The organism is Paenibacillus sp. BGI2013, from assembly GCF_002843485.1.
Classification (GTDB): domain Bacteria; phylum Bacillota; class Bacilli; order Paenibacillales; family Paenibacillaceae; genus Paenibacillus; species Paenibacillus amylolyticus.
Genome location: NZ_PJFA01000008.1, coordinates 298,354 through 317,228 on the forward strand (window position 1 = coordinate 298,354; position 18,875 = coordinate 317,228).

Below are 18,875 nucleotides of genomic sequence, written 5' to 3' on the forward strand. Positions count from 1 at the left end.
GTTAATATCTACATATTTGATTCTATGATCTCAGATAGCTGTTCTAAACTAGGATTAACGTATTTATCTCCCTCTACAACAAATGTTGGTACACTCGCAACGCCATTAATGGAGGTAATTTTAAAATCTTCTTTTACTTCATATAACCCCTCTAGTTTCTTTAAGCTCTCTTCAACCAATTTAGAATTACCATGCGGTACATAATCATCGATTAATTTAAGTAGGAACTTTTCATTCGCCCAAACGGTTCTTTCTTCTCCTTGGTTCTTATAAATTGCATGGTGATACTCCCAAAACGCCTCTTGATTTTGTCTCCAAAGAATTTCTCCTACCATTGCTGCCTTTATGCTGTCTGGGCCTAAGAAAGGATAATTAACTATATAGAGTTGGGCTTTGCCTGTATCAATAAACTTATCTTTGAATTTATCGAAATTGTCATTATTCCAGGCCATACAATAGGGACATTTGTAGTCGACAAATTCAATGACCTTAACCGGCGCTTGTGGATCACCTATATAAGCTTGTTTATCAAGTTTGTACTCTCCTGCCATGACTTCTATCTTACCGTCTACATCCTGAAAAGTGGGGAATTCCTCTTTTGATTTAAAACCTGATAAAAGAACCATAAGAAGAACTACTAGTAATCCCATTAAGGTAAATACCATTATCCCTTTCTTTAGTGAGTTCCTTTTTTTCTCAATTTCCATTGATAACACTCCCTCGTTAATTTGTACCGAAAAAACAAAAAAAGCACCTCAATAAGACCATGTGGTCCTATTGAGGTGCTTCCTCTTCCGGGTATTCAATTACTTTAGATTATACATCAGCTTGTACATAAAACCAAGTGAATATTGAATGAATTGGTGTCTAATCAAACTTTTAAGAATCTAAATGAACTCAAGAGAGATCTTAGGGGATGCTCTCTATTAGTTTAATACCCACAATATCATTGTTTAGGTCACGTACTACAAGGCTTTTATAGGTTGCTTCAAAGTTTATAAGAGTTTCTTTATCGAGAATATCACTAGTAGTTCTTTTGAAATTTGAATCCATTAGGACTTGTTTTCCTCCAAAAACATAATTTTTTCCGTCTTTCACAACAACTATAGGTACCACCTCTGTATAACGGTCCAATACTCTATTCACTTGTTTACCTGATAATATTGTTTCATCGTAAGCAATGAAGGAATTCTCGGTTAAATCATGCAAAGTAGGTAAGACACTTGTTGACTGATTACATCCATTAGCAATAAATAAAACCACGAATAATGAAATGCTGCGGATGATTTTCCTCACGGTCCATTTCACTCCTTATAAATAGAAAAAGTACCTCATGCAACAGCCTAAGCAGTTGAAGGAGGTACTTCCTCGTGTCGTTATTCAGTTAATTTTATTATATCCTTTGAGTATCTTGCGTGTAAACAAACAATAATGCTCTGGCAAGTACAAGTGGATTTAGATGTAACACGCAGGAAGCCCATTTTGTAAATACATCAAATAAATACTCATTAAAATTTAGATGGTCTTTGATCAGTGCCTGTAAGACATTCACGCACTCTGTAGTTTCTTTATTTCAATATGATCGGCTTGTAATCTTAAAAAGGATGGAGTATCAACTTCTTCCCCCCAGTTATAATTATTTGGCAAAAAGATCTTCTCACTATGTATTTCTATATAATAATCCTCCAGTTGATGAACGTTAATACGCTCATTAAGAAGAGCAGTTGAAATCCTAACATCAATGAATCTTGCAACTTCTAACCCCAATTCCTTACATAATTTGATCCAAGATTTATTAACATGCGATTTTATTTTAGCCTCAGCCGGTTTGGAGTTTTTTTTAAATTGCTCGATCCACTCGGGCCTATACTTTTTTAGGTGTTCCCTTTCTAGTGTTAAAACTTCTACATTCATATATAGTCCAAATTCCTCCTTAACATCCCAACCTAAAAAACTACTAATTTCATCGTTATATTTAAACCACTTTTCATGATATGTAAACTGATGATGGATAACACTCCACTGTTCCGTTCCTTTGTTTACTTTAAGATAATGAGCCATTCTCTTCTCCCCCTACAAATAAATTTAATAATTTCGATAGATGCTTTACTTTGCCAACCTTAACTGTAAAGCATTCGATATAGCTATTTTCCACTTTGTCGAACCTTGTCCCAGGTATTTAATTATGGTTTCTGCACAAGGATAACCTTGATTGTTTTGCGCGAAAGTTGTGTAATCACTTCTTGAGAGAAAACTACCATATTGTTCAGAGGCTTTCCGAACAGCCTCAATACATTTACCATGAAAATATGACTGTACTGGATTTTTAATAGGTAGTGTGACTAGATTTGAATTCGAATAAGAATGTCCAATATTACCTACAATCGATTCTGGTGGATAGGGAATTGATATTTCAATGTCTTTAACAACTAATTTAAGAATTGTATTTTTCAGATTCAGCTTTCCATCAATATAATTTGTCACAACCGTAGTACGATCATAACCAAGGAGTTCATTAATTATCTGGGCAATTTTATGTATCGCGTCCCTTTTATTCATCTTTCCGTTTGTTTGATTATCTAACAAAGATAATGATTTTCCTGTTTCAAGCAGATTGATTACTACATCCAACGTATTCATGACTAACCCCCTGTACTAATTTAAAACGCAAAAAGAGGAAGCAATCTCACACTTAGTAATGACTAAGTGCGAGGTGCTTCCTCGCTTCTCTTATTTAATTAGTTCCATTATATTCCCTGAGATACAATCTGTCTATAGAATTCCCATAAAGGCATTACCCAATCTTTTTTAAGAGGGGTCTCAGACTTTGTTTCTATGTTCCTACTAGGAGTTCAGTGATATTCTATGTAATAACTAATCATACTGCATTGTCGCTATTCAGTTTGATTGCAACCGAATACTCTCTTTGTTATAAACTCGTTTTCTGACTTTTTTTCATTTGAGAAACTCTAGATCGAGAAATGCCTAATATTTCAGCAATTTGATATTGCTTAATCTCAGGATCTAGTTCAATTAACTTTTTCATTTTAATCAGATTAGAGGTTCTGCTTGTCTTATCAAGTAGTTCTTCAGTTTTCTCTAACGATGTAGAGTTAGCTTTCACCATCTTTAGGCATTGATAACACACAATTTTTCCTTTAAAATCAATAAGCTTCGAGCCTGTGTTCTTACAACAAAGTATACAATTTGATTGAGGAATTATAAGAATCAACTTATCCACTTCTGTTTTAATGATGAGTTCACTACCGCAATAAATATGTCTCCTATCTCGAAGTTCTTTAGGGATAGATAATCTACCTTCTACTTCAATTTTTCCAACAAAACTCATCGCTCACGTCCTTTCAACCTTTCTTTAGATATTACATTATATCACAATAATTTCCTATAACAATTAAGAAACATGCACCCCATCACTACATTTTATCTCATTGATTTTGATGGGGTGCTGGATTATTCATAAATATTCTTAATTCAACATGCTTACGTCATTAGAAATTAGCATCATAAATCATTAATGCAGTTAATATTAGACCGACTATTCATGCTAAAGTCTACGCTGCAATTGAACTCTCATACAATATTTTATTATAATGTCTCGATGTGATTCCCGTATATCTGTAAATTCTAATGCAATTTGAAGACCACTTTCAATTAAATTCTGATACACGAATCTCCCTCTAAAGGGAATTTCATGAGTAGAATCTCTTGTTTCGATAAATAATAATCCGTTGAGCCCTTCCGAATTGTATTCAAACAAATGTCCATCTTTTATAAATGAAAGCCCACCTCCACTTATATCCTTCGTGATATAACTTTTCATCGGATGATCACTTATTCCAACATCAAGTTTAAAACTCACGGTTGCAGGTACCCGAAAAAATTCTCTCTTTTGTACCGTTAATATGGAAACGTCCTCTGGAATGGAAAGCTGTAGCTCTACTGGTTCACCTCTAGATTGGGAAAGAACACAAGTCTTGAATTGAAATTTTTCTCCTGATCCTCCTGCAAAATATATGTAAACCTCCTTCTTTACGAGTTTAGGTATCGATATCCGATGTTTAACCACAATGGAGCCAATTCGAAATGTCTCTGAATCAATAGCTTTGATTTGTGCAACCAACATATTACCTTGTTTGTCTTCAAGCTCCACGTATTGATCAACAAATAATGCATCTAGAGCAATCATTATTGTTTGTCATCCCTCCTAAGTAGTTCGAAACGCAAAAAAAGCACGGCAGTCCTTTAGGACATGCGCGTGCTTCGCGTTAGATGTATTCATTTCTGATTCATTTTATCATAATCGGAAGAGACGGTAAACCTCTTAGAGAGAACAGATCTCCTTTGATTTTATAGGTATCGAAATAGTAAATGTGTTTCCATTGACTCTTGAATCAACAGTTATGCGGCCATGATATCGTTTAATGATCCTCTGAACTATATATAAACCCAATCCAGAATGATGTCCTTTATCCTTTTTGGTACTGAATCCTTTTTCGAAGAGTTTATCAATTAAATCTTCAGGAATTGGAGGACCACTACTGAATACTTTGAATAACAATCGATCATCTTCTAAGTAACCAGTCAGCTCTACTTTTCTTTCTTGCTCAGGTAGTGCTTTTACAGTGTCAAAGGCGTTATCAATCAGGTTACTTATTATTTTTACAAGATCAGTACTCTTTAAAAATTCGAGTTGCATGCTGCTAATCTCATAACTAAATGCAATTTTATGGTTTGAAGCATATGTTAATTTAGCTTGTATCAAACCTGCTAGTGCTGGAGAATTAATATTGATGATATCATTAATAATTGTTACTTCTCCAATCATCTCATCTGTAAACTTTCTAAGTTCCTCATATTGCTCAGTAGCTATTAGTGATTGAATAGTGGACATATGATTATTAAAGTCATGTCGTTGTTCCTTAACCGTAGTGAAGAGAAGATCCATGTTACTAAAAAATGCTGCCTCTTCAGATTGTAGCCCCATAATTATGTTACTTGTGTAATTTCTCGATATAATTCCTAGTACAATCAATACGAGTAGAGTAGAAATTCCAATCAGCAACTGCATTTTAAGAAGAAATGAGACCATGTAATTATTAATTTTGCTAATGTCCGATACTATACTAATGATCACCGGATACCCAAGATGGAAATAGAAGTAAGCTTTTAGAATGGGTTTACGGTCTATTTCAGTTTCAAAGGTGAATTCTTTTTTACCCTCATATGCCCTTCTCACGTAATCATAATCTTCTTCAATCTCATACTGGTAAGTACCGAAAAGGATTCCTTGATCATAATTCTCTGTATCACCAATTTTCTGATGTTTCCTCTGTTGTTTAAGAAAGATGGATGGATCAAACACCGTTACCTCTCGTAATGAAGTTGACATTACATTCTGTTCAATTAAATTCTCTAATGACCTCCCCCCCCTATGTGATAATTGAATAGAGATGCTAATGTTTAATGCTTCAGCTTTCATTTTTTCAACTTGCTCGTAAATTAGCGCTTCTCGAGTAGAGTTATAGTATGTCTGATTTAATAGACCTAAAATAGTAAGTAGTAAAATAGCAATTATAAGAATGATTTTCACTTGTTTCGTTTTGAACAGAAAAGCCTTCATGTTGTTCCTCCAGCTTGATTAAGTATACTTCTCTATCCTTATCGACACTACCCTCCATTATTTATTCAAGGATACTGAAAGATATGTACTAAAGTGATATTTTAAATTTAAATAACACTTCTAAATTAGGCCTACTAGTTGCTTTCTATACTGATTAAAAGGCAACAGCGTAATCCCTATCTATCTAATACGTAAAGACACTACCTAGACGCTTCTTAATTGACCAATTAATTTATTGCTCATCTGTTTTTCTTGTAATCGAACAATTTAATTATTACATGACTAAAACTCTCCACTATACAAGTACTAGACTCCTTAGTATTTTTTATAATAGACGCTTTTCTCTCAGACCTACTATCAAAGTATCAAATTCAATTTGTATAGATTTAAAAGCAAATTCGAATAAAAAAAGCACGCACCGCCCTTAAAGGACGATGAGTGCTTCGCATTTGTACGTTCTAAATTAATTTGACAGGGGCAAAAAATGTTAAATTAAGGTTTAATTAATATGTAATTCCTAATAACTAAGTTATTTGGGTTTGTTCGGGCCAATTACGTACACCATTTTGTTCTTTTGTCGACCAAAAAGTATCGCACTGTCGAGATCTTCAATAAATACGTCAATGATATTACCTTTTACCGCACTACCTGTATCCTCCGCTTTTCGATAGCCTACACCTTCAATGTACACCCACCAACCCATTGGTATTACACTTGGATCAACTGCAATTGTTCGACCTTCTTCCACTGTAGCTCCTGAAGCTGTAATACCATACTGTGGATGCCCTCGATCCTTACCAGTAGACTCAACACCTGCTGTAAATGCAGTTAATTCAACCTCTTCCAAAATAAATTTATATTCTACCGGTCTTTCCTCAATCGTGGTGATTTTTTTCTTGTTTTCTACGAGAACTATTGAACTCTCTTGTGGTTGATTGATATTATCATCTTCTGTAGCAGCTATATTTTCAATTACATCAGTATGGTTATACTCTACTTTAGGTTCAGGAACCCTTGTCCCTACAGCAATAACCTCTGGCGTGTAGGGATGGACCACTCTTCGTAAACGTTCGTGTTCTAACGATACTTGACCATTTTCTAACACTGTAGATCGACTAACTATCTCTTTCCCTGGTATCCCTTGTTGTATTACTTTTTCCTCACCGATAAACAGATCAGGATCATTATATTTTACTATTGTGTACGGGATCTCTTCTTCATATTCTTTTTCAGATTTCGCAAGCCGCGTAACTCTAATTTGTGTATTAGAGGTCAACTTTACCGTCGCAGCAGGCTCTACAATGTCTTGAGTACCTAATTTAATATTTAGCTGTGTCAATACTTCTCCAACTGTTTCAGCATGCGTATCCACTGTAGTATTGTGGTTGTCAGACATTACGACAACACGATATTTGGGTAGCTGCAAGCTCCCAATACTCTGTTGCTTTTCTGTCTGGAGAATATACACCAAAGATGAGCCAGATAAGATAGGAACTGAAATTGCCAACGCTATTAGCCATTTTTTTGTTCTACGGTAATACATAAAGTCACTCCTTCAATAAAATAAAAAAAGCACCAAACCGCTTTTTAGAGCAGTCTGGTGCTTCCAGATTCAAGATATTTGATTAATCTTAGTATAAAGTACAACCATCAGTCAAACAAGCCTAAATACTCTTTGAGCATCTGAGTTTAATATGATAAAATTGAATGAAATAAATACGTTGAAATGTGGAAGCACCACTATAACCTCTAAGGTTTATAGTGGTGCTTTTTTTGTCTTTAGAAAGGGAGGATAAAACAATGGATTAATTCGGACAACGACGGTCCATCTAATTCTAAGAATTCAAAATAAGGAGTGTTGTTCATTATGGATGCCAACTGGCCAATAGCTATAATTTTATGTTTATTAATTGTGTTAAGCTTGATTTCTCTGGTAATTTTAAAAAAAGTAGAACTTCGGATGTTTTTTATAGACACTGCCCTTATCACAGTATGTTTGGCCTTCTGTGCCGTAGCATACTTTACAGCAGTTGAAGCATTTTTTATTGGGATAATAGTCTATGTATTTAGATTAACAAATAGTGATAATATTATTAAATTTGTTTTTCTGTTTTCAGGATTAATCATTGGCTATTTTACGGGGAATGACTTTTATACAAACACTTCTATCTTGATCTTAGCCATATTTATAATTATACGCTTGGTGGAGTCTATTGTCGAAATAAGTCTCTATACTCCAGATTCTGAGCCAATTACAGGGCTAGACATGCAGTCTAAGAAGTCAGATGACTAGAAAAAAAAGAATTATAGAGAGGCGTTATCATGCCTCTCACTTTGAACTCACATTATCACATTAAACTATATTTCATTAATGATATTTCAACTCATATCAATTCGATTTAGATGCGTTCAGTTCGTATCCTTCATTGCTGATGAGTTGTTAATCATCTAAGGATGAGGGGTCTCTTGCAAATAAACACTTGATTGGCCGATAGAATCTAAAGGAACATTCATGGTTGCCATAGCCAGTTTCTTTTGTTCATCGTTAACGTGAGTATAAATCATTGTAGTCTCTATTGATGAATGACCCATAAGTTCCTTTACGACTCGTATATCAATTCCATTTTTGAGAAGCATCGTAGCAAATGAGTGTCTTAGCTTGTGACAAGATAGTTTCATATCACTTACATTTGGATTACTCTTTTTGAATGCTTCAAATGTTTGATTAACTAGCTTTTGAATCTGTCTGATCGAGAGTCTTCTCCCTTTTTGAGATACAAAGAATGCATCTTCCCTAAGGCTATAAGGCGAAATCCTCTCTTTTTCAACTTCTAGTAGGTAGTCTAGTAAAACGTCTGGAACGGGTATTTCATTCCATTTTCTACCCTTACCAAATACTTCTATTACTCCTTTAGTCTTTTTCAGATCTTTTAAATTCAACCGGTGAACTTCCCCTACCCGTAATCCGCAGTAAGCCATAAGTAAGAATATAGCTATGTTTCTGTTTCGGTAACGCCCTTCGATAAATTTAAGGCTCTCTGTGAGATCCTCTTCCTCAAGATACACGGGCTTCTTATTTTTTTCCGTTTTGGACTTTTTCACTTCTGCAGCCGGATTCTTAGAAGCAAGCTCAAAATCCATTAATGCCGTATAAAATGTCCTGATAGCGGAAAGAGTTCTGTTCCGTGTTATATCTGCTGCTGCTTGTTTATCATTTAGAAACTCCATAATATGCAATTTCCCTACCTCCTGCGGCAGGGAACCGTTTAATGAGTCTAGAAAGGTCAAACACTCTCTCATATATTCTTTTTGTGTTGAGGCCGTGTATCCGGATTGCTTCAGGTATATTCGAAAAGCTCGAAGCTGCTCACTATACAAATCCTCGAGCTCATAAGGATTACTCATTAACTTTCCCTCCAAACATTAATCTCTTAATCACATTCAAAATACATCTATAGAAGTAAATGAATTATAAAATATATAAAAATATCTATTTATATTTATAATTTGCATAAATATAAAACTTATGAAGATTGAAATTCACATACAACTTCCCATCATCAGTAGTAAAATTACCTTTAAACTTAAAGTGCGCAAAATATGGATTTGGTGCACTTTATTATAGCACGTACGGTCCTCTTGAAGATCATTTCTTTTCTCTTTTAGCTCATTTTGTGAGGTGTTCTCTAACGATATGTAGCTGCATTAAGTCAAAAGAGCTTAAAATTTGGAGGTAAAGACACCTACTTTAGAAATATACAAGTGTATTACCTTTATCAAGTTTACATAATATTTACTACGGTAAACCAATGTAGACTCTCACCTTTACATTACACTAATAATTTTGTTTAAACTGATTGTTAGCAATCCTTTATTAAATAAACTGAATACTTATATGTTAAAGTTATTTAATAGATCATGAAATATATGAGTATTCATATTACTTAATAATTTAATTAATATATTAATACTAAATAACTTGAATACTTTTTAGTTTTTTGGGAAGATATATAATAAAAAGAGGTAGGGAATGTGAGGTATTGAGAAATCAAATAATTTATCTAAAAATTTTCACTGGAGGATATTCGTCAACATTATCATCAAGTGTGATGACCCCTTCTCTACCATTAAAAAAGCAGCCGATCAATTTAATGTCGACTGCTTTTTTTGGTTCTATTAAATTATCGTTTCGGGAAGAGTACCGAAGTTCTTCTACAACTTTGCTCTTGAAATGACGGTCAAAACTAACTTTCTTACATGACCTAAACAGACACACGAATATCGACTTCAATGGGACCATGTTTTTGTCCCTCGACATGTATGTATGACGTGGTTGGTAACTTTGTGTCAATGTACAATTATTGAGTCCATGCGTATTAAACCGTATACCTCCACGTCCGCTGAAAGATATATCCGAGTTGTCCCCCGACATTTTCCAGACTGGTAGGCAACTTTATGTCAATTCTCCAGATATACTGATGAGACAAAAAAATGACCATAACATGTTGTCATAGTCATTAATTCTTATCTCGTATGGAATGTATTAGTTTTCAGGTTTTGTTGTGAAAATTAGACTATTCTGCTGTCTTAGTGTTGTCTCGCAAACCAACATATTACTTGGGTTGCCACTACTTTTAGGCAGCTAGAAAATTCTTCAAGTTGTTCAAATGGGCACTCTTTTCCCTTTGGCTTATAGTTTGTTTTAGCATGAGCTATCATATTTCGAGTATCTGAAATGGAACCAGCCAATTCATCCAAGCATTGATTTTATTTATTGTATAGAGACAAAGCAGATCCATCATCCATATAGTACATACCAATTAACCCTTCTCGATCTACGTTCTTATTTTCTTTTATCCATAACTTCACGCCATTAGTAGCACTATACTTAGCAAAGAACTGTTCAGTGTTATACACCGGTAGCGTTAAGTAACCGTATTTTTCAGGTAGTGAAGAAGGAGCAATCCTTTGACCACTCAAAGCAGTAGTTAGTCCAGTCCTGATATGATCAGAACTAAAATTTTTCGCTTTAGGGTAGACTGTAATCTCATGGAATACCGGAATGACATTAGTGTTTTCTTTGTAGAAATCTTTATTTTCTTCCGATACAAAGAACGGTGCATAAACGCTCTTTTTGTTAGTCCAATTAGTAGTATTAATATAGATGGTTCGATGTAAGGATACTTTACCCGCACCATTTGATAATGTTTTTGTTTTCCCAGAAATCACTGCATATGTTTTATCATTTGCTGTTGAAAAAGGTGTCACTTGACTCAAATTAGATTTTGTTGTCCCAACGGCCCTAATCTCATTCAGATCAGAAAATGAAGAAGCCTTTTTACCTTCCATATTTGCGATTCTCAGCAATATTACAGAAGCTTCTGCGCGAGTGGTTGTTTGGGTCACCCCGAATGAGTTATCTGGATATCCAGTCATCACTCCTGTTCCGATAACCACTGAGATGTACGGAGCTTTAGCTTCTGAAATTCCTGGAGAGAATGATTCCTTAACTGGTACAAGCGTTGTTTTAGTATCTTCCAATGCTTTTTTGAAGTCAGTGTCGGCGGCTGCTAAACCGGAACTAATCCACTTAGCCATTTCTTCGCGGGTAATAGGAGTATTTGGTTTAAAACCATTTGGATAGTCTGCAGGATTTATGAATCCCAGAGAAACTGCACGATCAACTTCCTTTTTGCTCCAATGATTGGATAAATCGTTAAATACATTGGATATATCGACGTTCGGATCTGCTTTAGACACACGTGCAAGCAACGAAGCAAATTCAGAACGTGTAACTGAAGCAGATGGTTTGAATGTCCCATTGCTATATCCTTTGAAGTATCCTTTGGATACTGCTGAATCAATGGATGTTTTAGCCCAGTGATTGCTTGGAACGTCTTTAAACGATACAGCTGCTTGTATGGACGATCCCCCCATTATTGTTGTTACAGCGGTAAGTCCAGCAATAAGAGTAACTAAGATTTTTTTCATGAATTTTGTTCTCCCCTCATCTTCCCCTTTTTTTTTACGAATCTTGCTAACCGAGTTGTCAGTATCGAGCTGATTGTCTTTTTCATTCAATCTTTGTCCTTTACTTGAAGGGATTAACGATCGCTACGGCATAATTGTCGAGATCGCCATCTCTAAGAAGAATATAATCAGCTTGAGTAATTTTAAAATTCATCCAGTCTGTGTAGTTTTGAATGTAGTTTCCATTCTGAAATTTATCTGACTGACTCAAAACTGGATAGTAATTCAGCCCTGTTTTGTCACCATTGTTAATAAAAGCTACGTCGATGACTCCTCGCGATTTTGCATGATTATTTTTGATCAAAAAGGCAATAGGGTTTCCTCTATGATTACTACGAATCTGAACTTCATCATCTCCCGTAATTGCACTTTTGATGACATCCATACTATATACCACCTGGCTATTTCCTAATTGGATAGGAAGGTCACTTTCTTTGATGATCTTTATGCCTGAATACTTCTCATCATTAATGTTCTTGAACATAACATCACTTTTTGTATACGCCTTGAAATCGCTCAGTTTCGTCATCTTAAACTGCTTATCATCCGTACTCCGGAAGTCTTTATTCCCGATCCAGACCCAACGGCCAATTTTGTCCCACTCTACCTTTTGGCCAAGTCCTTCACTGACTAGACGCAGCGGAACGAATGTCCGGTTCTGCTTCAGAATAATCTGCGTACCGTAGTCCTTTTTCTGACCATTCACCAATGCAGTCGTCTGCCCAATTGTCATGTCCACTGTATGGTCTTTGCTGAAGATCCCAACCTTGGATACTTTGCCAACCTTCGAGTATGTAACCTTTGCACCCAGCGCTGCAGATACAAAGCGGATCGGAACCATGACACTACCTTGGCCATCCTGGAATGGCTTCGCATCTGGAAACTTCATTTTTACGGTATTCAGCAATACCTCTACTTGCTTCGGAGTGCTTGCAGCTGCAACTGCTTCGTTTCCCGAACCTATCATGCTTACAGTCAATATACTTGCTAATACTGTTAATAAAAGTTTCTTCATGATCTAAACCCCTCTGCTTTCCATATGTACTTCTTCTCACTAACACTTCCCAGTATCTTTTTTTATAGGTCTAACAAATCCTAAATATCAAACAAACTTGGCAATAGTAAGAATATTTTACCATGTACTATAGATTATAAATAGGTATTTTATCCCATTGTTATATTATTATAAAACCTGACTTTCTATATGAACTAATTAAATGTATATCTAATTGAAGCACAAGATTCATCCGTATCCCAAGTAACTCTTCGCAACGTAAATGAGCGGTAATTTATTATCATTGCTAGCTGCCTTTTTCTAAGACTCCAACATCATTAGCAAAAAGGTGTAGAGTGGTTTTTTCCAATCCAACCCCTTTTTTGAAGAGACTAATCACTGAGTTCCTACATTTTTTAGAGAATCATGGTAGTTCTTATCTAGCCCCAGCTCAAAATCAGCTGGCGGGCTGAAAACTTTAGCAAGTTTTTCGGCAAAATATAAAACGGTTCTTTGGTGATATTTTCGATATCATTTATTAAACTATCCTGCCCGATAGTGGAATAGCGGCTGATCCTAAACGAGATCTACCGCTAACAAAGCTAAAAAAAGCGCCGATATAGTTCTCTCCGTCGTTCACCGCGTAGTTGAGCATAGATTTGTGTAGTTGATGCTTTTTCATGGCCTAACATGCCATGAATAAATTCTAATGGTGCTCCATTGTCGAGCAACTGACAGGCATAGGTATGACGAAAACGATGAGGATACACGTTTGCGGCAACCGCCCCACGAGATGCTAAGCGCTTTAATGCCCATCTAAGTGTTGGTATAGCCATTCGTTTCACTGGACTGTTATCTGTTACAAACAGGGCTTTACACGAGTCCTCGCGACTGTCTAAATATTTTTTCAACCATACTTTACACTCCGTGGTGAAGTAAACTTCTCTTTGCTTTGCCCCTTTTCCGTTTACTATGGCAGAGCAGCTTTCCCAGTTCAAGTCCTCAATGTTTAACTTCTCCACCTCACCTATACGACAACCTGTACAATACAAAAATTCAAGAAGAGCTCTTTCCCGTAAGGTCTGACAAGAGATCTTTAAATGTATCACTTCTTCTTCCATCAAAAACTTAGGTACCCGCTTCTCCATTTTTGGCTCACGCAGTTTAATGGAAGGATTGCTAGATAGGTAGGTTTCTTCATATGCAAACTTAAATAAGGAACGTACAAAGCGAATACGGTGCCCAAGGCTGCTTAGCTTTAAACGATCTGATTGCTTTACTAAGTATTCCTTCAGGAGATTTAGAGTTACCCCCGAAATATCTACATCCCCCAGATCCGAAACCAGCATCTTGAGTTGCGAAGCATAAGCACGCAATGTATTTGGGCTAAATCCTTGAATTCGTTTATCCGCCTCATAATGATTCCAAAGTTCACTTAAGATCACAATAAAACCTCCTAATAAGAGCAATTAATTTTAGTTTGCTTCAAATAAGAGGTTTTAGACTGGTGCTATTTAACTAAAGTTTCCCGTTAGTTCAAACCTAGTTTTCTCATTGATTTAAACTAACTCTGTATATTGCTCCAGCTATTAACATGACATTTTTTAAGCCCAGAAGTTCTTCCCTTTTCCATTGTTCATAATAATATTTTAATATGGTACTTTTGACTGTGTAAGAAGAACTTGTCCTTTGGGTAGTCCTGATCCACCATAAATAGTTACTGAATAAGCGCCCGAAGGAACAAGCGGCATAAGATCATTATTTACGAATTCCACTATTTCATCTGCTGCAATGTCTTCATTAAAAATAACTGTATTCTTACTGTTGTGCTTTATTTCAACTCTAAAAGAGTGTCCTCCTGTATTTTTTACATTAAGTTTGATGTGTGAATATCCAATTGTCACAGAATAATCTTTTACAGGGTCCACCTTGTCGCCCTTCAAATCCCAAGTTAGTGTTTGTGGTTCTTTAGATGTTTTAGGACTGTTTTCTATAATTTTATTTCCTTCTTCAGATCTTAAACCAACATTATCTTTCCAAGCGATAGAAACTCCAAAAATAAGTGAGATAGACAATGCAATAGTACCAATAATCACTAGAACTTTGTTTTTCAATTATTAACATTCCTTTCAATAGACATGCTCAAAGAAACATATCCCACACAATAATATATTGTAGTCCAAAACTTTTTGTAGATCATCTCCATCAGAATAAACGCAAGTAAGTAAGATCTATCATACACCTCTATGCTTATGGATGTTCTATCACTTAATAAACAAACTAATTAGCAAGTTTAGTTAAGCTAACCTGCCTGTTAGTTGAACAAAAGCAGCCGATCACGATGGTTTTTTATTGAACTATCTTTTCTCGTTAGCATGATGAGTAGTTCACTTTTTTAATTGAGTCATCTTTTTAAGGAGTACTGCGGTGCAGACAGATATAACACTGGCTAAATATAAAAGAGCATACGCTATGGCAGCATAATATGTAAGTTCAGCTTCAATATCTGAGCTTGTAAGAAGCAGCATAATGGAAAAGCCAACGACAAAAACTACAGTACCTAACAGAACATTTTTAATTACTTCTTTCACATACTCACCTCCCAGGGGCCCGACCTCTATTTTAGCGGTTATAATTTTTCCTCCCATAGCTTATTCTCAATTGTGATCTAGCCCTTTCTCAAAACATATCTTTTGAGGTAACTCCATATTGTTGTATGATTCGAGTAGTTCAGAACGAATATCCAGTGTTTTAATAGTGAGTATATATCCTTTTATCGTGTTAGCAATCATTTCAATTTCAGATAAATTGTATGAAGTTATATCCATTTTCGAAATGATCACTTGCTTACCAAGCACTTTTGATAAAGAAGAGGTAATTTGTTTCTTTACATCGTCATTTAAACTTTCAAACTGGAGTACCAGGTTTTCAAGGTCATCCTTACTACCTTTCATCAAACTGTGGGATTGGATAGCACTATGCTTTGGAGATGAAGACTTGATAGCATAAATCTCAATGATTTCATCCATTTTAAATTTAAAGTGTATACCTTCTTCTGTTTCAACAAATAGGTAGCCCTCATTTAGTTCTCTAGAAACACCACGGAAAAATTCTTCTTGATTATTAACCTTAAATACTATAGAACGTTGTTCTTTAACTGTCATCTCAATAAATTGTCTCTTATTCATCATATCATGCAATGTGTTCCCCTCCCTTTTAGAGATAAAGTATCCTATATGAGGTGTGTTATTCCCTTTTCATTAAACTAACCTGCCCGATAGCTGAATGAGAAGAAGCAGTTGCCGCGACGGCAAACTGCTCTTATTTAGTCTTACTCACCTACCATACCGTCCATATCAGCATCGTGCATATATGGATATAACCAATGATCACTCGTTATTGGCATACTATAACCTGCTGCGTTAGCTTCTTTAATCGTCACCTGTCCATTACCGTTTGTATCAACACTAGAAATGTCAGCGTTTTTATTTGAACTAGTTGAGTCAGAAGGCTCACTGCCTGTTAATCCGAGTGATGCATTTACATCATCAGGGTTCACATTGTCAAATGTATCAACGATCTTGTTACCCTTTAACGTATACGTGTACTGGTAACTTGAAGGGATTTGGGTTTCTGTATTCGGATATGTGACAATCGCTTCAAAATTAGTGGCTCCACCTGCTTTGCGTATCGCATCTTCCATATAAGCCTGATCACCATGTCGGTTGAGTGTGCTATCTTGTGGGGTAATATTATATGCATTCGATACCCCTCCGAGAGAATCAGCAATGATATGTCCTTCATCTAAAACGTCACTTTCGACACCCGGAACCTTTGCCTCATCAGGGTAGTATCTGCCAGACGATAGTACAGGTTCGTTACGGTCGTCTTGTAGAATAATTTTATCAGCAATGACACGCACTAATTGCCCATATTCATTAGTAAATGCCCAATATTCACGGTCTCCGTATCCAATGTCAACAACAACGTTAGGTTCACGATGCCCAGACAAATCACCACCATCGACTTCGATAAGCTTGTATCCTAAAGACAATTCGTTATTTGGTTGTGTTGATGTTTCCTCTCCTACTGGTTCATCAACAACCGCTTTGACAGCTGCTTTTTTTTCACTATTCTTAGTTGTTGTATCAGTGGTTATTTCTTGTGAATCTGTTTCTACATCTGTATTGGATGTATCTTCTACGTTGGTACAACCAACCATAAAGATGATCGTTATAATTAAGATTAAATAGTTCATTTTCTTTTTCATTTTAGGACTCTCCTATAATTTCATACTGTTCATTCTAAAAACGACGACTTTAACTATCTTTTCTTGTTCTATAATCTTACCATAAAAGACTAATATCCTATTGAATTACCCTGCCCCCGTTAGCGCAGCGAAGGAAGCCGATCTTAGTCGTCGGCTTCCTTCGGGGCATCATTAAGCGATAGTTTCCCGTTAGTTGAACGTGAATTTAGTTATAGCTCATCAGTAATCAGTCTTAAATCCATTTATAAAGGGTCCGTTGCCCATAGGATTCCAATATGTATATTGTCCATTGCAACTATTCCCGTATCAAACGTATGCCATTGTGAGTTATTTATCGTTGTCCAAGAGTAGAGCTTAAAGTAACCAGATTTCGAATCAAACTTTGCGTTTGTATAGAATGAGGCTTCTTTCTGAAATTGATCTAAAAAATATTCACTTAATTCATTTGCCATCGGTTTTGTCTTCAAATCAATTTCATGGGTCATGTTTTTCGAAAGAACATAAATTATAATTTTTTTAGCATAATCTTTATCAACCATTCTCCAGTTACCCTCTATTTCATCTGCATTATGGCCCATTCGCTTCAAAAATGCCTCCAATATACATCCTTTCTCGATAGCACTCTTTAATTCTAAACCGTATGTAACTTCACCTGAATTCCTCTTTGATAATAAACTATTGAACTCATCTTCATTTTTTATCATATATCCGACACCTCCTTCTTTGGAACCTCTAGTAAAAAACTTCTATGAGAAGTTAAAACTCCTCCTTCAACTATCCTCGTTAGCTTAACGAAAAAAGGAGCAGCTACCAACTGGCAGATTGCCTTATGCTGTTTTCCACTAACAGTTACCGTTTGATGAATGAGAACCTACTTTAAATCAATAAAATAATCTACGTAATATCCTTCAGAATCCCAGTAATCTTCGTATTCTTTATAAATATCAATAATTTTGTCTTTAGGTCTTCCGCAACGTTCAAGAAGCCAATTCCTTATATAATGGATATCTTTATTTTCATCTTCCCAAATAAAATCTAGAACCCCTGACTCTCTTGAACCACTGTCCGGTACATAAACTGCATATTCTGATGAAAAATAACGGGCTAAATCGAAAGTAACTTTCTTTAAATAAAGTTGAAGCTCCTCCTCTAGGAGAAAGCTTCTCCATCTTATATAATGATGAAAATAACAGACCTTTTCCGAGAATGTAAAATCCATTCCGCAAGGTCCACTGATTTCCAAAGTGCCACCAATTCCTTCATGAACCGTAAAAGGCTTATCCTCATCCTTAGGGTTATGAGGGAACAGGAAATTAATGAATTCATCAACGTGCTTTAATGATCTAGAATTTAGTGCATGACATAATATTTCAATTTTATCTCTATTCAACTTATGGCCTAAGAAAGCTGTGAAATCTGCCCCCATTTTCTTCCGCTCCCTTAAATCAATTTCAAAAACCTCTTGAATAAGAAGGTCGTAAAGCAGGTACTGCTCCTAACAAACTCATTTTAACACATACTGGAACTAACCTGCCTGTTAGCTTAACGAAAAGAAAGTCAACTGATTAGTTGTGTGCATACTTGAATTATCATAACCGTTCTAATGGGCCTAACGGAAATTTTATACTTCTAATTGTGTTTCGAAAGCATAAAACAACGGAAAAGTATGAAATCCCCGGCACACTTATCGGTAAAGTCACAATCTTCATCGGCCAACTTTCTCCCCCAAGGGGCATTGTAAATCAGTGATTCACAGCAAATAGGATGTGATGTTGCCATCGTCCGGTCCTTCCTTCTAATTTTTGATCCCTAGGAACAGGATCGCGTTCAAGTCAGGGTTCCACGTGGTTTTGCCTGCGATAGTAAGACGGGTGTACGTGCAAGCCCCATCGCTTTCGAATGTATAGTTCCGGGCGACAGCAGCGAGGTATTCTTCACTA

Annotated in this window: 19 protein-coding genes; 1 reads left to right on the forward strand and 18 read right to left on the reverse strand. The window is 35.8% G+C overall.

Features of this window, described 5'->3' with window-relative positions; translation table 11 throughout:
• Positions 1-8: 8 nt before the first annotated feature.
• The 8 genes from CXK86_RS20635 to CXK86_RS20670 form a co-directional block, all read right to left on the reverse strand.
• The gene (locus tag CXK86_RS20635; protein ID WP_101314457.1) at positions 9-707 is read right to left on the reverse strand and encodes a DsbA family protein; all 699 of its coding nucleotides are present in this window, start codon (positions 705-707) and stop codon (positions 9-11) included.
• A gap of 202 nt (positions 708-909) precedes the next feature.
• Positions 910-1,296, reverse strand: a complete 387-nt coding sequence (locus CXK86_RS20640) for a hypothetical protein (protein ID WP_091037154.1) — start codon at positions 1,294-1,296, stop codon at positions 910-912.
• Positions 1,297-1,548: 252 nt separating this feature from the next.
• Positions 1,549-2,061, reverse strand: coding sequence for a hypothetical protein (locus CXK86_RS20645; RefSeq protein WP_100528103.1), 513 nt, complete (start codon positions 2,059-2,061; stop codon positions 1,549-1,551).
• 45 nt (positions 2,062-2,106) lie between these two features.
• Entirely contained in the window at positions 2,107-2,640 is a 534-nt protein-coding gene (locus CXK86_RS20650) for a hypothetical protein (protein WP_100528102.1), read from the reverse strand.
• A 289-nt stretch (positions 2,641-2,929) separates the two neighbouring features.
• On the reverse strand, positions 2,930-3,349 hold the full coding sequence (locus CXK86_RS20655) for an AbrB/MazE/SpoVT family DNA-binding domain-containing protein (protein WP_101314458.1): 420 nt from the start codon (positions 3,347-3,349) through the stop codon (positions 2,930-2,932).
• A 216-nt stretch (positions 3,350-3,565) separates the two neighbouring features.
• Positions 3,566-4,207 (reverse strand): flagellar brake protein, encoded by a 642-nt coding sequence (locus CXK86_RS20660; RefSeq protein ID WP_091037139.1) that lies wholly within the window; start codon positions 4,205-4,207, stop codon positions 3,566-3,568.
• Positions 4,208-4,342: 135 nt separating this feature from the next.
• Positions 4,343-5,641, reverse strand: a complete 1,299-nt coding sequence (locus CXK86_RS20665) for a sensor histidine kinase (RefSeq protein ID WP_101314459.1) — start codon at positions 5,639-5,641, stop codon at positions 4,343-4,345.
• Positions 5,642-6,170: 529 nt separating this feature from the next.
• Entirely contained in the window at positions 6,171-7,184 is a 1,014-nt protein-coding gene (locus CXK86_RS20670; RefSeq protein ID WP_101314460.1) for a 3D domain-containing protein, read from the reverse strand.
• A gap of 324 nt (positions 7,185-7,508) precedes the next feature.
• On the opposite strand from CXK86_RS20670, the gene CXK86_RS20675 reads away from it, so the two are divergent.
• Entirely contained in the window at positions 7,509-7,934 is a 426-nt protein-coding gene (locus CXK86_RS20675) for a hypothetical protein (RefSeq protein WP_101314461.1), read from the forward strand.
• A gap of 155 nt (positions 7,935-8,089) precedes the next feature.
• Here the strand turns inward: CXK86_RS20675 and CXK86_RS20680 are convergent, their stop codons facing one another.
• From CXK86_RS20680 to CXK86_RS20730, 10 genes are all read right to left on the reverse strand, one after another.
• Positions 8,090-9,046: a tyrosine-type recombinase/integrase gene (locus tag CXK86_RS20680; protein ID WP_091037129.1), complete on the reverse strand. Its 957-nt coding sequence runs from the start codon at positions 9,044-9,046 to the stop codon at positions 8,090-8,092.
• Positions 9,047-10,408: 1,362 nt separating this feature from the next.
• Positions 10,409-11,722, reverse strand: coding sequence for an S-layer homology domain-containing protein (locus tag CXK86_RS20690; RefSeq protein ID WP_101314463.1), 1,314 nt, complete (start codon positions 11,720-11,722; stop codon positions 10,409-10,411).
• Positions 11,723-11,732: 10 nt separating this feature from the next.
• Positions 11,733-12,686 (reverse strand): copper amine oxidase N-terminal domain-containing protein, encoded by a 954-nt coding sequence (locus tag CXK86_RS20695; RefSeq protein ID WP_101314464.1) that lies wholly within the window; start codon positions 12,684-12,686, stop codon positions 11,733-11,735.
• A gap of 581 nt (positions 12,687-13,267) precedes the next feature.
• Positions 13,268-14,110 carry a tyrosine-type recombinase/integrase gene (locus tag CXK86_RS20700; RefSeq protein ID WP_101314465.1) on the reverse strand — a complete coding sequence of 281 codons (843 nt, stop codon included), beginning with the start codon at positions 14,108-14,110 and terminating at the stop codon, positions 13,268-13,270.
• A gap of 204 nt (positions 14,111-14,314) precedes the next feature.
• On the reverse strand, positions 14,315-14,761 hold the full coding sequence (locus CXK86_RS20705) for a hypothetical protein (protein WP_257467963.1): 447 nt from the start codon (positions 14,759-14,761) through the stop codon (positions 14,315-14,317).
• Between the two features lie 291 nt (positions 14,762-15,052).
• Positions 15,053-15,256 (reverse strand): hypothetical protein, encoded by a 204-nt coding sequence (locus CXK86_RS20710; protein ID WP_133120447.1) that lies wholly within the window; start codon positions 15,254-15,256, stop codon positions 15,053-15,055.
• Between the two features lie 66 nt (positions 15,257-15,322).
• Positions 15,323-15,853 carry a hypothetical protein gene (locus CXK86_RS20715; RefSeq protein WP_180361828.1) on the reverse strand — a complete coding sequence of 177 codons (531 nt, stop codon included), beginning with the start codon at positions 15,851-15,853 and terminating at the stop codon, positions 15,323-15,325.
• Positions 15,854-15,996: 143 nt separating this feature from the next.
• Entirely contained in the window at positions 15,997-16,935 is a 939-nt protein-coding gene (locus tag CXK86_RS20720; protein WP_101314468.1) for a DNA/RNA non-specific endonuclease, read from the reverse strand.
• A gap of 242 nt (positions 16,936-17,177) precedes the next feature.
• Positions 17,178-17,639: a hypothetical protein gene (locus CXK86_RS20725; RefSeq protein ID WP_101314469.1), complete on the reverse strand. Its 462-nt coding sequence runs from the start codon at positions 17,637-17,639 to the stop codon at positions 17,178-17,180.
• Between the two features lie 167 nt (positions 17,640-17,806).
• Positions 17,807-18,361 (reverse strand): hypothetical protein, encoded by a 555-nt coding sequence (locus tag CXK86_RS20730; protein ID WP_101314470.1) that lies wholly within the window; start codon positions 18,359-18,361, stop codon positions 17,807-17,809.
• Positions 18,362-18,875 lie beyond the last annotated feature (514 nt).

Excerpts from the sequence above, each read along its gene's own strand:
- CXK86_RS20725 (WP_101314469.1), bottom strand. The coding sequence starts at position 17,639 with ATGATAAAAAATGAAGATGAGTTCAATAGTTTATTATCAAAGAGGAAT.
- CXK86_RS20730 (WP_101314470.1), bottom strand. The coding sequence starts at position 18,361 with ATGGGGGCAGATTTCACAGCTTTCTTAGGCCATAAGTTGAATAGAGAT.
- CXK86_RS20665 (WP_101314459.1), bottom strand. The coding sequence starts at position 5,641 with ATGAAGGCTTTTCTGTTCAAAACGAAACAAGTGAAAATCATTCTTATA.
- CXK86_RS20655 (WP_101314458.1), bottom strand. The coding sequence starts at position 3,349 with ATGAGTTTTGTTGGAAAAATTGAAGTAGAAGGTAGATTATCTATCCCT.
- CXK86_RS20635 (WP_101314457.1), bottom strand. The coding sequence starts at position 707 with ATGGAAATTGAGAAAAAAAGGAACTCACTAAAGAAAGGGATAATGGTA.
- CXK86_RS20675 (WP_101314461.1), top strand. The coding sequence starts at position 7,509 with ATGGATGCCAACTGGCCAATAGCTATAATTTTATGTTTATTAATTGTG.
- CXK86_RS20650 (WP_100528102.1), bottom strand. The coding sequence starts at position 2,640 with ATGAATACGTTGGATGTAGTAATCAATCTGCTTGAAACAGGAAAATCA.
- CXK86_RS20695 (WP_101314464.1), bottom strand. The coding sequence starts at position 12,686 with ATGAAGAAACTTTTATTAACAGTATTAGCAAGTATATTGACTGTAAGC.
- CXK86_RS20645 (WP_100528103.1), bottom strand. The coding sequence starts at position 2,061 with ATGGCTCATTATCTTAAAGTAAACAAAGGAACGGAACAGTGGAGTGTT.
- CXK86_RS20720 (WP_101314468.1), bottom strand. The coding sequence starts at position 16,935 with ATGAAAAAGAAAATGAACTATTTAATCTTAATTATAACGATCATCTTT.
- CXK86_RS20670 (WP_101314460.1), bottom strand. The coding sequence starts at position 7,184 with ATGTATTACCGTAGAACAAAAAAATGGCTAATAGCGTTGGCAATTTCA.
- CXK86_RS20680 (WP_091037129.1), bottom strand. The coding sequence starts at position 9,046 with ATGAGTAATCCTTATGAGCTCGAGGATTTGTATAGTGAGCAGCTTCGA.
- CXK86_RS20660 (WP_091037139.1), bottom strand. The coding sequence starts at position 4,207 with ATGATTGCTCTAGATGCATTATTTGTTGATCAATACGTGGAGCTTGAA.
- CXK86_RS20715 (WP_180361828.1), bottom strand. The coding sequence starts at position 15,853 with ATGAATAAGAGACAATTTATTGAGATGACAGTTAAAGAACAACGTTCT.